Source organism: Flavobacterium sp. N1736 (assembly GCF_025947065.1).
In the GTDB taxonomy this organism is placed as follows: Bacteria; Bacteroidota; Bacteroidia; order Flavobacteriales; family Flavobacteriaceae; genus Flavobacterium.
The window spans coordinates 964,335-977,836 of record NZ_CP109994.1 but is presented as its reverse complement, the minus strand read 5'-3'; the positions used below and the strand labels follow the sequence as shown (position 1 = coordinate 977,836).

At 33.4% G+C, this 13,502-nt stretch carries 17 protein-coding genes; 6 read left to right on the top strand and 11 right to left on the bottom strand.

The features are described 5' to 3' along the window. Positions 1–80: 80 nt before the first annotated feature. Positions 81–878 (top strand): alpha/beta hydrolase, encoded by a 798-nt coding sequence (locus OLM54_RS04230; RefSeq protein ID WP_264537357.1) that lies wholly within the window; start codon positions 81–83, stop codon positions 876–878. A gap of 181 nt (positions 879–1,059) precedes the next feature. Here the strand turns inward: OLM54_RS04230 and OLM54_RS04225 are convergent, their stop codons facing one another. Beyond that, entirely contained in the window at positions 1,060–2,031 is a 972-nt protein-coding gene (locus OLM54_RS04225) for a hydrogen peroxide-inducible genes activator (protein ID WP_264537356.1), read from the bottom strand. A 210-nt stretch (positions 2,032–2,241) separates the two neighbouring features. Between OLM54_RS04225 and OLM54_RS04220 the strand changes: the two genes are divergently transcribed. The 3 genes from OLM54_RS04220 to OLM54_RS04210 are packed head-to-tail and all read left to right on the top strand — an operon-like array spanning position 2,242 to position 3,608. Continuing rightward, positions 2,242–2,766, top strand: coding sequence for a hypothetical protein (locus OLM54_RS04220; protein ID WP_264537355.1), 525 nt, complete (start codon positions 2,242–2,244; stop codon positions 2,764–2,766). Between the two features lie 5 nt (positions 2,767–2,771). Continuing rightward, positions 2,772–3,161 carry a helix-turn-helix domain-containing protein gene (locus tag OLM54_RS04215; RefSeq protein WP_264537354.1) on the top strand — a complete coding sequence of 130 codons (390 nt, stop codon included), beginning with the start codon at positions 2,772–2,774 and terminating at the stop codon, positions 3,159–3,161. Between the two features lie 3 nt (positions 3,162–3,164). Then, positions 3,165–3,608: a hypothetical protein gene (locus OLM54_RS04210; RefSeq protein WP_264537353.1), complete on the top strand. Its 444-nt coding sequence runs from the start codon at positions 3,165–3,167 to the stop codon at positions 3,606–3,608. A 167-nt stretch (positions 3,609–3,775) separates the two neighbouring features. Here the strand turns inward: OLM54_RS04210 and OLM54_RS04205 are convergent, their stop codons facing one another. The 8 genes from OLM54_RS04205 to OLM54_RS04170 all read right to left on the bottom strand — a co-directional run bounded on the left by OLM54_RS04205 (position 3,776) and on the right by OLM54_RS04170 (position 7,555). After that, a complete protein-coding gene (locus OLM54_RS04205) occupies positions 3,776–4,102 on the bottom strand; it encodes an ArsR/SmtB family transcription factor (protein ID WP_264537352.1) in 327 nt (108 codons plus the stop codon). A gap of 1 nt (position 4,103) precedes the next feature. After that, positions 4,104–4,532, bottom strand: coding sequence for an SRPBCC family protein (locus OLM54_RS04200; RefSeq protein WP_264537351.1), 429 nt, complete (start codon positions 4,530–4,532; stop codon positions 4,104–4,106). A 272-nt stretch (positions 4,533–4,804) separates the two neighbouring features. Then, complete coding sequence (locus OLM54_RS04195) at positions 4,805–4,975, bottom strand: hypothetical protein (protein WP_264537350.1); 171 nt, start codon at positions 4,973–4,975, stop codon at positions 4,805–4,807. A 55-nt stretch (positions 4,976–5,030) separates the two neighbouring features. Further along, entirely contained in the window at positions 5,031–5,567 is a 537-nt protein-coding gene (locus OLM54_RS04190; RefSeq protein WP_264537349.1) for a DUF6934 family protein, read from the bottom strand. Positions 5,568–5,753: 186 nt separating this feature from the next. Further along, positions 5,754–5,921, bottom strand: a complete 168-nt coding sequence (locus OLM54_RS04185) for a hypothetical protein (RefSeq protein WP_264537348.1) — start codon at positions 5,919–5,921, stop codon at positions 5,754–5,756. Between the two features lie 28 nt (positions 5,922–5,949). Continuing rightward, positions 5,950–6,486 (bottom strand): DUF6934 family protein, encoded by a 537-nt coding sequence (locus tag OLM54_RS04180; protein ID WP_264537347.1) that lies wholly within the window; start codon positions 6,484–6,486, stop codon positions 5,950–5,952. Between the two features lie 89 nt (positions 6,487–6,575). Then, positions 6,576–7,061, bottom strand: a complete 486-nt coding sequence (locus tag OLM54_RS04175) for a MarR family winged helix-turn-helix transcriptional regulator (protein ID WP_264537346.1) — start codon at positions 7,059–7,061, stop codon at positions 6,576–6,578. Between the two features lie 2 nt (positions 7,062–7,063). Then, positions 7,064–7,555 carry a GNAT family N-acetyltransferase gene (locus OLM54_RS04170; RefSeq protein WP_264537345.1) on the bottom strand — a complete coding sequence of 164 codons (492 nt, stop codon included), beginning with the start codon at positions 7,553–7,555 and terminating at the stop codon, positions 7,064–7,066. A 283-nt stretch (positions 7,556–7,838) separates the two neighbouring features. On the opposite strand from OLM54_RS04170, the gene OLM54_RS04165 reads away from it, so the two are divergent. After that, positions 7,839–8,297 carry a DUF1810 domain-containing protein gene (locus OLM54_RS04165; protein WP_264537344.1) on the top strand — a complete coding sequence of 153 codons (459 nt, stop codon included), beginning with the start codon at positions 7,839–7,841 and terminating at the stop codon, positions 8,295–8,297. Positions 8,298–8,331: 34 nt separating this feature from the next. On the opposite strand, the gene OLM54_RS04160 is transcribed toward OLM54_RS04165, so the two are convergent. Then, entirely contained in the window at positions 8,332–9,462 is a 1,131-nt protein-coding gene (locus tag OLM54_RS04160; RefSeq protein ID WP_264537343.1) for a fatty acid desaturase family protein, read from the bottom strand. A gap of 109 nt (positions 9,463–9,571) precedes the next feature. Further along, entirely contained in the window at positions 9,572–10,381 is an 810-nt protein-coding gene (locus OLM54_RS04155; protein WP_264537342.1) for a mechanosensitive ion channel family protein, read from the bottom strand. A gap of 221 nt (positions 10,382–10,602) precedes the next feature. On the opposite strand from OLM54_RS04155, the gene OLM54_RS04150 reads away from it, so the two are divergent. Then, positions 10,603–13,491, top strand: a complete 2,889-nt coding sequence (locus tag OLM54_RS04150) for a PQQ-dependent sugar dehydrogenase (protein WP_264537341.1) — start codon at positions 10,603–10,605, stop codon at positions 13,489–13,491. The last annotated feature ends 11 nt before the right edge of the window (positions 13,492–13,502 follow it).

Here is a 13,502-nt window from a genome sequence, read left to right as displayed (position 1 = left end):
CAATAACAATTTCAAAAATCAATTTCAATTTTAAAATCTAAAATCTTAATTCTAAAATCTTAATTCTAAAATCTTAAATTATGAAAACACTATATGTAAAAGAACAATTGAATCGTTATTTCTTGTTTGCCGCTTTAATTTTAAGTCTATTATTTACTGCTGTAAATGCCAGTGCACAAGCTAAAACTGCTGCACCGCAAATTAAAAATGTGGTATTGGTTCACGGCGCTTTCGCTGACGGTTCAGGATGGAAAGCACTTTACGAAGTTTTAACCAAAAAAGGGTATAATGTAACTATCGTTCAAAACCCGTTAAGCTCTCTTGAAGATGATGTTGCTGCAACAAATTTAGCTCTTGACAAACAAGACGGACCAACTGTTTTAGTTGGACATTCATGGGGCGGAACTGTAATTACAGAAGCCGGAAATCATCCAAAAGTAGCAGCTTTGGTTTATGTAGCAGCTTTACAGCCAGATAACGGAGAAACAACTGTACAATGGCTTCAAACTGCGCCTCCTGCTCCTGAAAATGGTGTATTACCAGTAGATGATAAAGGAATTGTGTATTATGATAAAGCAAAATATCATGCTGGTTTTGCAGCCGATATCAGCAAAGAACAAGCCGATTTTATGTATGCTTCGCAAGGTGCTTTTCACGCAAAAGGTTTCCTTACACCAGTTACAAAAGCAGCCTGGAGAGACAAACCGTCTTACGGAATTGTAGCGACAGAAGACAAAAGTATCAATCCTGATATTGAGCGTGCGATGTACAAACGTTCTAACACAAAAATTACTGAAATAAAAGGAAGTCACGTGGTTTTCATGTCACAGCCTGAAGCTGTTGCAAAAGTTATAATTGCTGCGTCTAAAAAACAATAATTTATATTCAACACATAGAAACATAGCTTTTAGTACTTTAAAAAAAGCGTTTCACTTCTCTCAAGTCACATAGCTAACTATGTTTGTTAAAACAAGTGAAACGTCTTTATCGTCAAAGAAAAACTATGTTTCTATGTGTTTAAAAAATTATAAAGCCTGACTTTACGGTCAGGCTTTTCTATTACATATATTTACTAACCGCTTTCACAAAATAAGGCGAATCATTCCAACGGATTTTTCGATACGCAAAATCTTTTTTAAGCGAATCCGGAAGGCAATTCCAAATGGCTTCGTTCATTTTTTCCAGTAATAATTTCTTAGAAAAAGAATCTGAAACCACCAGACTAATTTCTCGTACCGGAATTGGTTCTTTAAAAGGCTTAAAGAGCTTTGATGTTGCTTCGTTTAAAATAGAAAGCTGCGGAATAATTGCAAAACCCAATTGTGCGCGAACCAGATTTTTTAAGGTTTCAATCGAACTGATGTCATACGTAAACTGCTCTTTTATTTTATCTGAATTTTTTAAACCGCAGATGTCCAAAAGCTGTGCATTGTAGCAAAATTCATGATGAAGCAGTAATAATTCGGTTTTGTCCCCAGGTTGCAATTCATAAAAATCATGATCTGCCATTGGATGCAATTCATTCAAATAGGCTACAAAAGGCTCTTTAAAAATAGGATGTTCAATTAAATTCGGATTTCCTGTTGGTGTCGCCATAATCACAACATCGAGCGCGCCGGTTTCTAAATCCTTCATTAATTGTCCCGTGTTCGATTCTCTGATAATAAAATGCACTTTCGGAGCCGCTTCTTTCATTGCTTTTATAAACAACGGAATAAGATAAGGCGATAAAGTCGAAATGATTCCAAGCTTTAACTCTCCTTCCAACAGATTTTTTTCGTTAACCACAAAATCCCGAATCTCATCGGCTTCACGTAGAATTTTTTTGGCTTTATTGATAATCTCTGTTCCTAATAAGGTTGGTGTGAGCGGCACTTTATTGCGATCAAAAATTTTGATTCCAATTTCTTCTTCCAGATTTTTTAGCTGAATCGTAAGTCCGGGTTGTGTAACCATACAAACTTCGGCTGCCCTTGCAAAATGGCGTTCTTCGTCTAAGGCTACAATATATTTTAATTGCTGAATCGTCATGATTATAATTTTATTTTATAAAGATAAGTAAATATCAATTTAATTTATAAAACTGTAAAGATTTAACTGCTAATAGCATGAAGGTTTTACACAAGTTCGCAAAGTTTTATTTCTTAAATCCTAAAAAATGTAAATTAATCAATATATTTATAAGGTAAATAATACAAAGTTAACTTAAAGATGAATAATAATTTGGAAAATAACTTATAAGTGAATACTTTTGCGAAGATAAAACCAATTGCACAATATAATAAGGTTTCTTATTATTCTGTTTGTATAGACGAATCTGAAAGTTCACTTTTTGAAGAGTTTGTAGCATATCATACACTACATAATAAGAAGAAATTAGATCATATTTTGGCATGGCTAAAACAAATAGGAAATAAATACGGTGCTCAATCGCATTTATTCAGACCTGAGGGAGAAATTGCAGATGCTTCGGCTTTACCTCCAAAGGGCAAGGATAGAGAACCAAATTATACAGAAGATGGTGAAAATAAAGCGAATAACATTCGTTTATATTGTTTAAGAGCTAATGAAAATGTAGTATTTTTATTTAACGGTGATATTAAAACTTGTCATTATCCACAAGATTGTCCCAATGTTAGGAAACCTTTTAAAGCAGCAAACCAGCTCACAAAAGCTATCGATAAAGCTTTTGCCAATCAAGACATCACCTGGAATAATGATTTTACAGAAATCAGTTGTGATGATGATTTAAAACTACAATTCTAAAAACTATGAAATTCCCAAAAAATAATATTATAGACAACTGGCTTGACGAAAATGGAAGCCCTGAAATAGCCAAACTGGTAGAAAAAAATCTTGCTATCGCTAATAAAATTCAGGAATTACTTAAAGAACGAGGTCTAAAACCTGCTGATTTAGCCCGATTACTGGATAAAAAACCATCTGAAATAAGTAAATGGCTAACTGGTACACATACTTTTACGACAAAAACAATTACTAAAATTGAAACTGTTCTTGGAATCGATATCATTCATATTGAAACTCAAAAAGAATATGTTTACTTAAAAGTACACATAGGTCAGGAAGAACCGGAAGATACTCTTTTTGAAAATTCAGAGGTATTTTCTACTGAAAACAGCTTAGATAAAAAAGTTTCATAAGCTATGGATGATAATAAAATAGTACCATCAAAAATTCATTTAACGAGTATAAAATGGGAAAAACAAAATACTATATTATCTGCTGATAAGCTGAATAAAAATCCTTTTTACGATATTATAGTTTCTCATAATATAATGCATAATTTAGAAAAGGAAGTTGTTAAAATCAGGCTTTTTCTGGATGTAATTGCTGTTACTGAAGACAAAAATATCAATCAGGGCGGCAATTATGAAGTAGATTTCATTTTTAAAATTGAAGATTTACAAGATCAATATCAAATTAGTAATGAAAAACCTTTATTCAGCGGAATCTTTGTTTCTACTCTTTTAGGCATCTCATATTCCACTTTGCGCGGAATGCTTTTTACAATGTGGAAAGACACCTATTTGAGTTCTGTTATTTTGCCAATTATTGCCACATCTGAATTATTAAAAAGTAAACGTTAATTTTTTATAAATTCACCAATAATTCCGATAAAAATTTAACCGCTAAGAACACAAAGAGTTTTTAATTTGCAGAGCTTTGTAAAAACACAAAGTTCGCAAAGCTTTGTGAATATCACTTTGTGAACTTTGCGTAAACCTTTGTGTTCTTTGTGTTAAAACTTCTAATTTTAATTCGGCAATTTAGTATCATCCATTAAAGATTCTAGCTTTTTCAGTTTAGCGCCCCAGAATTGGTCAAAATACGAAATCCATGTTTTTAGTTCTTCAAAACCGTCTTTTTTCAGACTGCAATAACGCTCGCGTCCGCTGTCTTCTATCGCAATAAAACCTGCATTATTCAGGATTTTAACGTGTTTTGAAACCGCAGGCCGACTCATATCAAAATGATCCGCAAGCGAATTGATTGTCAGGCGATCTTCACAAAGCAGCAGCAGCATTTTTCTTCTGCTTGGATCTCCAATAACCTGAAACACATCTAGAGTTGGTATAGCCATTTTATGCGTTTATTAAGTTGGCGATTTTTTCGAATTTCTCCACCCATCCATGATTGAAACCATCGAAAAAACCAAGATTTTCTTCTTTGGCAAAACCATTATGTTCGAGAAAAACATTGGTGCCTTCGGCGGTTGGTTCTAATTTCCAGATTACAACAGAATCAAGTGTAATCTTGCCTTCGCCCGGACCTGCTTTCCACGAATAGGAGAGTTTTTTAAAAGGTTCAATTTCTAATACGGTACAATAAAAAATACCGTCGAAATTTAAACTTTCAATCGGGTTTATTCTAAACTGAAAGTCAGTTCCCACAACAGGTTGAAAATTGTTTTTCATAAGCCAAAGCTCCATCAAATCGGAGTTGGTTAAGTATTGCCAAACCTTTTCAGGAGTATGGGCAAAGAAATACTGATGTTTAATGCTTCTTTCCATAATAAGTAACTTTTAAGTTACGCAAATATATAAGTAACTTTTGAGTTACGCAATTTTTTTTTAAATAAAAATATATAATTTTATGTGGCTAGTCATTATAACACAAAGTACACTAAGGATTTATATAATGGTATATTCAGAAACACAGCGTTCACAAAGCGCTCTAAATTAAAATCTTAGTGTACTTTGGTAAAATCTCAAACTGAAAAATTTATCAATAAAAAAAGCGACCCGTAAAGATCGCTTTCAATTTATGTTTTATAATGTTGATTTTAAATCGGTAATGATTTTAAATTCTGTAAAGTCTTTTTAGCAAGTTCGATTTTTTCAGTAAATAGATTTTTTCCATTTATCTCATCAGCTACTTTCGAAATCTTTTTCTTGGTTGCTTTTGACATCGAAATAATTTTTGTTGTTTTTTCTATCCCTTTATCTTTTTCCATAACCATCCTATTTAATTGATTATTAATACAAAAGTCAATTATTATACAAAATTATCTATTTTTTTTTATAAACCAATACACCAATGTATTTATTTTCCGGCACATATTGAACAAAACCCCTCTTTTCTTCATCAAGTCCAAAAAAAATGTACTCTTTTGTTAGTTCGATAAAGTTTTTATTTAAAAAATACGTATAAGCTCTTATCCTTCTGTTTTTGTTTCTGCAAACATCAGAACAGTTTTTAGCGCATAAATTTCGACATTCCTCTTCAAACGAATCTGTTCCGTCACTTCCCTGAATATAGATTGGAAATCCCGGATTATCTTCAAAAAACTTTGGCACTGTATTTAATACGGTATTAAAAACCGTTCGCATATCGCCATTATTACTGTTTTCTGTATCGCGAATATTTTTAGTTTCAAAATCATAATCGCCAAAACCCAGATTGTAAATGGTTTGACCGTTTTTCATTTCAAAACCCGAATACTGAACTGCTTTAATAAGCTTTTTTTCGCCGTTACTTTCAAAAAGATATTGCACAATAGCATTTTCTATTGACAAACTTGTCTCATAAATATCACTATCCTTCAAACTATTTTCTTACAATAATATTAAAAATATATTAATTCTTCAATATTATAACAGATAAAAAGACAAAAGATTTTAATTATAGATTAAAGTCCAATTTCCCTTCTGCCAAAAATGGCTGAGTATAAATATTTTCAATAAAAAAGCGATCTTAAATAGATCGCTTTTTTTTATATTTTGACTAAGAAATCACATTGGCAACTTTACGTTTTGCAATGTTTTTTTTGCAAACTCAATTTTTTCCGAAAATAGTTTTTTCCCATTAATTTCATCCAAAACTTTTGAGAGTCTTTTCTCAGTAGCTTTAGACATAGGAATTACGTTTGTTTTTGTCTCTATTTTTTCTCCTTTTCTCATAACAATACTTTCTACTATACAAAATTATCTATTTTTTCTTATAAACCAGTATTGCAATATATTTATTTTTAGGTTCATACGGAACAAATGTCTTTTTTTCTCCATCAAATCCAAAAAATATATAATCTTTTGAAAACACTTTAATTTTTTTATCTAAAAAATGAATATAAGTTCTAATTCTTCTGTGTTTATTTTTACAAATTAAATCACAATTTTTAGAGCAGGAACTCCTGCATTCTTCTTCAAATGAATCTCGACTATCACTCCCTTGAATAAAAATGGGAAAATCCGGAAACTCTTTTAAAAATTTAGGAATTGTATTTAAAACTGTATTAAACACTTTCCGTGCATCACCATTATTACTGCTTTTTTTATCTGAAATGTCTTTAGTTTCAGAATCATAATCTCCAAAGCCTAAATTATATACCGTTTCTCCACTTTGGGTTTCAAATTTAGAATATTGAACCCCTTTAATAAGTTTCTTTTGCCCAGAACTTTCAAAAAGATATTGAACAGTAGAATTATTTGTTGAAAAGGAAGTATCATAATTTTCAATATTTATCAAAGCTTTTTTAATGCAATGATAGCATATTTTTATAAATTAAATAGTAAAAATGTAATATAATAGTTACAAAAAAACACTATAAACAATAGTCATGTCTTCTTCTCACTTTTCAACTGCAAAGACCTTTGCAAAAAGCTTTGATGCAATATTTTGTTTTCGGCTTCATTAATTGCCTGGAGTAAATTATTCTTATTATCGGCAATATCACTCAAAACTTTTGTCATAACTGCCCAAACAGGTTTCATTTCTTCAATAAGTTCCTTCCCTTTTGGTGTTAATTGAAGCAATCTTTTGCGTTCGTCGACTTTATCTTTTTTAGACTTGATTAGTTTCTGTTTTTCTAATTCTTTTAATAAACTAATAGTCGAAGGATGCGTGTATCCAATTTCGTTTGCAATTTCGACAACGCTCAAAACATCTTTATGATATAATGTATAGATTACCGGAAACCATTTGGGCTCAAAGTCAATTCCGTACTCTTTATAAAGCAAGGCGCCATCTTTGCGCAATTGCTCACTCAAGCGCTGTAATCGCGTTGAAAGGGCCAAAATTCCTGATTCATCTATTATATTCATTCTTATTTTTTTAGCGTTAAATGACAAAATACATTGTCGGCACTCATTAACGGAAATTTCTTCGGAAGCAGTTCCTTTGCAATTTTCTCAAAATGATTACGTTCGTAAAATCGCAATGCGGCTTCTAATACCGATACTGTTCCCAAATATAAATCATCGATTTCATTTTCTGAACAATAAGTGATTAAAGTATCTAATAATTTTTGGGCAATAGAATGTTCTTTTCCGCGATATTCTTTTTTTACAAACATCTTTCTAATCGCCGCGGCTTTGTCATCAAACTTTATTAAGGCAATTGTGCCCACCAATTCATCATTCATAAAAGCACCAAAAAACTGACCGCCGCCGGCTTTATAAAAGCTCTTTATATCTAATAAATCCGGCTGATCTTCTAAAGTAATGGCAATATTAAATTCATTTTGCTGAATATTCAAAACTAAATCTATAACAGCATTTGAGTATTCATTTTCGATTGGAATAATTAACGGTTTCATATTTTATTATTTTTACAATACAAAACTACGTAGTTAAATACATAAATAAAAATATTTTTGTAAAAATTTATAATTTTATATCTCAGAGAGAGCGTTTTATAAAACAAAAAACAGCTTCATTTTGTTTCTATCATTCAGAAAATCAAATACATTGCTAAAATCCGGATTTGGTAGAAAATACTTGCATCAAAAGTTAAATTATTCCTCTCATGAATTTTTTATTAGGTCGCGCCTGACTTTTTTAGTACTTTTGCAACCCTTTTTTCAAAATTATAATATAGCAATGGCATATTCAAACAATGATTTAACGCGTTTTTTAGATGCGCAAAACAAACTTTATCTTACTGCTTTTTCTGAAATTGAAAAAGGAAAGAAAGAAACGCACTGGATGTGGTTTATTTTTCCGCAAATAAAAGGATTAGGCGCGAGCGATACTGCTATACTCTATGGTATTGACAATCTTAATGAAGCTGCTGAATTTTTAAATCATCCGATATTAGGTAAACATCTTATCGAAATTTCTGAGTTATTGTTAACTTTTAAAAGAAAATCGGCAGAAGCAATTTTGGGAGATTTAGATGCCCGAAAATTGCGTTCGTCCATGACACTTTTTGCACAAGTAGAAAACGCCAATCCTGTATTTCATGATATATTAGAAGCCTTTTTCTCCGGAAAGAAAGATGCTGCAACATTAGCCATTCTCAATACCAATATTGAATCTGTAGAAACTGAAATAGTATAGTTTTAGTCATTTTCTTCTCTTTAATTAGCAAAAGTTATATTTCTCCCGTCATCAGAATATTTTCTTTTACACCTTTATTTTTTAGCATTCTAAAGTGAGAACGAACTGCATGATAAAAAGGATATGATGTATAAGGAAGATCATATTCCTGCGCATAACGCCTTATAATTGGCGTAATATAAGGATAATAGGTATGACCAACGCCCGGAAAAAGATGATGCGCGACATGATGCGTAAAACCTCCATATAAAAAATTAGCCAATTTACTATTCGTACTAAAATCTTTGGTCACAATCATTTGATGCAAAGCCCAGGTTGCCGAAAGATTTCCCTCATCGTCTGTTACCGGAAAATGTGCATCTTCGTCAACATGTGTAGAAACGAGTGCAACTACACCAAGCATGCTTCCGCATAAATGCATGGCAAACCAGGCTCCTAAAATGACATACCAGCGCTGATTTAAAACCAACATCGGGATAAAAAGCAAATAGATTAGATTAAGGACTTTGGCTGCAAATAGTTTATAGATTTCTTCTTTCGGAATTTCATCTACTACTTTTTTTACGTAGTTGTCTTTCTTCCCAAAAAAATCTTTAAAATCACGAATATAAATCCAGTTCAAACTATAAAACGGATAAATAAACCACATATAAATATGCTGGTATTTGTGATAATTAAACACCGGACTGGTGGGAAAAATTCTGATAATATCGCTTTGTTTGATATCAATATCCCAATCAGGAACGTTGGGATAAGCGTGATGAAGACCAATATGGCGGCGAATCCAGAGCCAATGATTGCTGCCAAAAAGTTCTAATGCATAGGTAAACCATTCGTTATGCTTTGGTTTTTTAAACAATGCGCCGTGAGCCGCATCATGAAATGCATTTATAAAAAGTACGATCATCGTGATGCCGCACAAAATATAAAAGCCATAAAGTAAAGGCGTACGATTACCAAATAGCAAAATACAGGTATAAAATAAAAAAAAGAGCACTAAAAGTCCAATAGACTTCACAATATTCAATTGGTACAAAGATGAATTTTTTAAAACCGTTTCTCTCACTTCTCGTTGTAACATTTTAAAAAAATCATCGGTACCGGGTTTAAGATAAACCGGGCGTTTTAATTTTTCCATAATGGTTTTGGCTAGAAATTCTGACATCAAATTTAAAAAAAAATCTTAAAACCAAATACGAAATTCAGTAAGTTTTAACGCTAAATATCATTTATAAAACACTAAATATTAGATTTTTAGACTTGCTTTACAAATTCTATTTTACTACAAATTCGTTTTCTTTTAAGGCATTTAAAACTTCGGTAATGATTACAGAACGATTTTTTGCACTATCGGAATTGTTTTCTGACGAAACCCAATATCGGATATTTAATTGTGCAATTCCTCCGGCAATATCTGCAATAAATGCCGAATCGTTATGTTCTTTATCACTTACTTCATCATGATTTTTAAGCACTTGTTTTACCAATTCGATGGCACGATTTAAATCAGAACCATATTCAAGACCAATCGTAAAAGTCTGCAGTAAAAAGCCGCTGCTGTTATAATTGATTAAGGTGTTTTTAATAAGTAAAGCGTTTGGGATATAAATAATTTTGCTGTCACTTTTAATTTCGGTGTCCCGAAGATTTAAAGTCAGCACCTCGCCTTTTACGCCGTTGCTTTCGATAATATCTCCAATAGAAAATGGTCTTTTGAATGCCAGCAGAATTCCCGCCAGAAAATTTTCACCAATATCTTTTAGTGCAAAACCAATTACAAAAGCCGAAATTCCAGCTCCCGCCAGCATACTTTGTGCAATTCCGTTTAAACCAATGATTTTAAACATAATTAATATGCCAATAATTATCAAAACCGACTTGATTAATCGGGCAATAAACGTGGCTAATAAATGATCGTGCATTCTTAGTTTTAGCTTTTTATCAGCCAGAATTCCAACCCTTGTGGCAATAAACCACGAAACCAAAATCACGGCAACTGCCAGAAGAAACTTTGGCGTTAAATCAACAATACTATAATAATATCCTTCTAAATGCTTGTAAACGTCTTGAAAAAAATTGTCCATATTCTAAAGTTAAGAACTTAAAATTAGAAAAATACGTCCCGAAATATTTATAGAATATTGGTTTAATATTATAGAAACTTAATATTTAAAGGGCTTTTTAAATTGTTAAATTTAATAACACAGAAAATAAGTTTAGTAGGAAAAAAATGTTAAATTTGATTACCCAAATCACAATCTACTAAATACTTATGAGAAAAAGATCACTTTTAAAATCAAATCAGATGAGGTGCAAATCACTTTTATTGTATGCTTTCTTTTTACTGATTTCATGGCAGGGCAATTGCCAGTACATTACACAAAACCTCGCTCCTACAGCGGTTATTAAAGAAGGTTTATCCTTAGAACAATCTTCAGACGGTAGAATTTTTATTGCCGAAAGAGCCGGAATTGTAAAGGTTTTTCAAAACGGTACAGTTTCAACCGTTTTTACGGTTACCACAGTTACAGACAACGAACAGGGCTTGCTTGGACTTACGCTGCATCCTGATTTTGCCACAAACGGGTATGTTTATGTTTTTTATTCGATTAATGACGGGGCTGTAATCAGACACCGAATTGAGAGAATACAAATTAATGCAGCTAATCAGGTTCTTGGCAGACAGGAAATTTTATTGCTTGAACCTATTGGCGGAGGATTTCACAACGGCGGCGATTTAAAATTCTTTAACGGATATCTTTATGTAACCGTTGGAGACAGTCAGCAAAACACAAATTCGCAGGATTTAGATACTTATAAAGGAAAGATTTTACGTTTAACAGAAAACGGACTTCCCGCACCCGGAAATCCTTTTTACGGAAGTGGTTCTGTACAAAGACAAAGCATCTGGGTTTATGGTTTTAGAAATCCGTGGCGATTGGTGGCAAATCCTGTAGCCAATAAATTATTTGTTTTGGATGTTGGAACTTCATGGGAAGAAATCAATGAAATCAGCAATCCTGCGATACGCAATTATGCCTGGGGCCATCCTCAAGGCGGCGACGGAAAACAAACCGAAACCAATTTATTTACCAATCCAATATTTACGTATGCTACCGGAAGTATCGGAAATGCGCTGACAAACGGTTTACTATATAATCCGGCAACACCGCGTTATCCTAATCTTTTGGGAAAATTTATTATCAAAGATTTTGTTCGAAATGCCATTCGCTCTTTCGATCCAAATGTTGCTGATCCTGTTTCTGTTGAGTTTTATGAAGCACCACAACAGCAGGCACTTGGTATGATGTTAGGAAACGACGGTTATATTTATTATTGTGCTTACGGAAATAACGGTTCATTAATCAAACTTGATTATATCGAAACGGCTGCGCCAACAATTGTAAATCATCCGCAATCGCAAACCATTATGGAAACATATCCGGTAACTTTTAATGTTACGGCAAGCGGCGTGGGACAAACCTATCAATGGCAATTTAATAACGTAAATATTGCCGGAGCAACGGCAGCAAGTTATACGATTGCAAATGTAACAGCTGCAAATGCAGGACAATACAAAGTAATTGTAACCAATACGGCAGGAAATGTAACCAGTAATCCTGCAACACTTACCGTAACTCCGTTTAGTAATGCGCCAACGGTTGATCTTAAATTTCCGCTGGCAACCTTAAAATGGAATGCTGATGATGTTGTAAATTTTGAAGCAACGGCAACAGATATTGAAGATGGTGTTTTGCCTGCAAGTGCATTTTCATGGAGTATGGATCTTTTTCATGAAGATATTCCCGGAGCCGGACATTCGCATCCCGGTGCAAGTCCGCAAGGCGTAAAATCAGGTACTTTTGTAGCATCAAATCAAGGTGAAAAAACACCAAATGTATGGTACCGATTTACTGTAAAAGTAACGGACAGCAATGGCTTAACGGCTACAAAATTTGTTGATATAAAACCTAATTTAGTAGACGTAACTGTTACAAGTTCACCTGCTTTGCTTAATTTAGAATTCAATCAAAAACCTGTTGTCGCGCCATCAACCAAACAAGTTGTGGCAAATGCAAAACTGCAAACGCTTAATGCGCCAACAACACAATATGCCGGCAACATTAGATATGATTTTGATCATTGGAGTCAGGGCGGAACTGTAAACCAGACTTTTCAGGCGCCGGTAACGGGAACTGTAACTTATACGGCATTTTATACGGCAACTACACTTCCGTCAGCGCCTTATCAGGGATTAATTGCCCAGATTCCCGGAACTATTGAAGCCGAAAACTATGATATTGGACCAAGTGCTTATCTTGACTCAAACGGCGGCGGAGACACTGCTTACAGAGCCGGAGATGGCGTAGGAACTGAAGCCTGCAACGAAGGCGGATTTAATATTTCGTACGTTGCAAAAAACGAATGGCTTAAATACACTGCAAAAGTTAATACAACAGGCAATTATGATATTAAACTGCGCGTTGCAACACCTTATAATAATAAAGCCGTACATATTGAAGTTGACGGCGTAAATGTTTCTGGCAGATTTGCAATCCCGAATACAACCGGTTTTCAGGCGTGGCAAACGGCTACAATACCAAATATTCCGTTAACGCAAGGTGTTCATGTTATTACACTTTGGTTTGACGAAGCAGATGTTAACGTCAATAAATTGGAGTTTTCGTTATCCGGAAATGCAACAACACCGGTTGCAGATTTTGAGGTAAATCCACAAATGGGTTGTATCAATGCTGCGGTTACTTTTACCTCTGTTTCTATAGGAACAATCGATACATACGTTTGGAATTTTGGCGATGGCGCAACGCCTGCAACTGCAACAGGAGTCGGACCTCATTCTGTACTTTATGGTACTGAAGGTGATAAAATAGTTTCGCTAACGGTAACCAATACAGCTGGAAATAATAAAAAAGAAGTTGTTTATATGGTTCATAACTGTAATCTTGGAGTTGAAATTCCGAATCAGGATTCGAACAAAGTAATCGTGTATCCAAATCCATCTTCGGGAGTTTATCATCTTTCAAAAGAAATGAACTGGAAAATTTATTCTCCTTTAGGAACTAAAATTAAAGAAGGAACAGGAAATCTGATTAATATATCGGAACATGCTTCGGGAATATATTTCATCAAAAATAACGAGAACAGTAAAGCGATTCAAATTATAAAACAGTAAATATTTTTCAA

Coding starts and splice junctions, on each gene's coding strand:
- OLM54_RS04205 (WP_264537352.1), bottom strand. CDS start 4,102: ATGGCTATACCAACTCTAGATGTGTTTCAGGTTATTGGAGATCCAAGC.
- OLM54_RS04165 (WP_264537344.1), top strand. CDS start 7,839: ATGGCATATTCAAACAATGATTTAACGCGTTTTTTAGATGCGCAAAAC.
- OLM54_RS04185 (WP_264537348.1), bottom strand. CDS start 5,921: ATGAGAAAAGGAGAAAAAATAGAGACAAAAACAAACGTAATTCCTATG.
- OLM54_RS04160 (WP_264537343.1), bottom strand. CDS start 9,462: ATGTCAGAATTTCTAGCCAAAACCATTATGGAAAAATTAAAACGCCCG.
- OLM54_RS04175 (WP_264537346.1), bottom strand. CDS start 7,061: ATGAATATAATAGATGAATCAGGAATTTTGGCCCTTTCAACGCGATTA.
- OLM54_RS04215 (WP_264537354.1), top strand. CDS start 2,772: ATGAAATTCCCAAAAAATAATATTATAGACAACTGGCTTGACGAAAAT.
- OLM54_RS04230 (WP_264537357.1), top strand. CDS start 81: ATGAAAACACTATATGTAAAAGAACAATTGAATCGTTATTTCTTGTTT.
- OLM54_RS04155 (WP_264537342.1), bottom strand. CDS start 10,381: ATGGACAATTTTTTTCAAGACGTTTACAAGCATTTAGAAGGATATTAT.
- OLM54_RS04210 (WP_264537353.1), top strand. CDS start 3,165: ATGGATGATAATAAAATAGTACCATCAAAAATTCATTTAACGAGTATA.
- OLM54_RS04150 (WP_264537341.1), top strand. CDS start 10,603: ATGAGGTGCAAATCACTTTTATTGTATGCTTTCTTTTTACTGATTTCA.
- OLM54_RS04195 (WP_264537350.1), bottom strand. CDS start 4,975: ATGGAAAAAGATAAAGGGATAGAAAAAACAACAAAAATTATTTCGATG.
- OLM54_RS04225 (WP_264537356.1), bottom strand. CDS start 2,031: ATGACGATTCAGCAATTAAAATATATTGTAGCCTTAGACGAAGAACGC.
- OLM54_RS04200 (WP_264537351.1), bottom strand. CDS start 4,532: ATGGAAAGAAGCATTAAACATCAGTATTTCTTTGCCCATACTCCTGAA.
- OLM54_RS04170 (WP_264537345.1), bottom strand. CDS start 7,555: ATGAAACCGTTAATTATTCCAATCGAAAATGAATACTCAAATGCTGTT.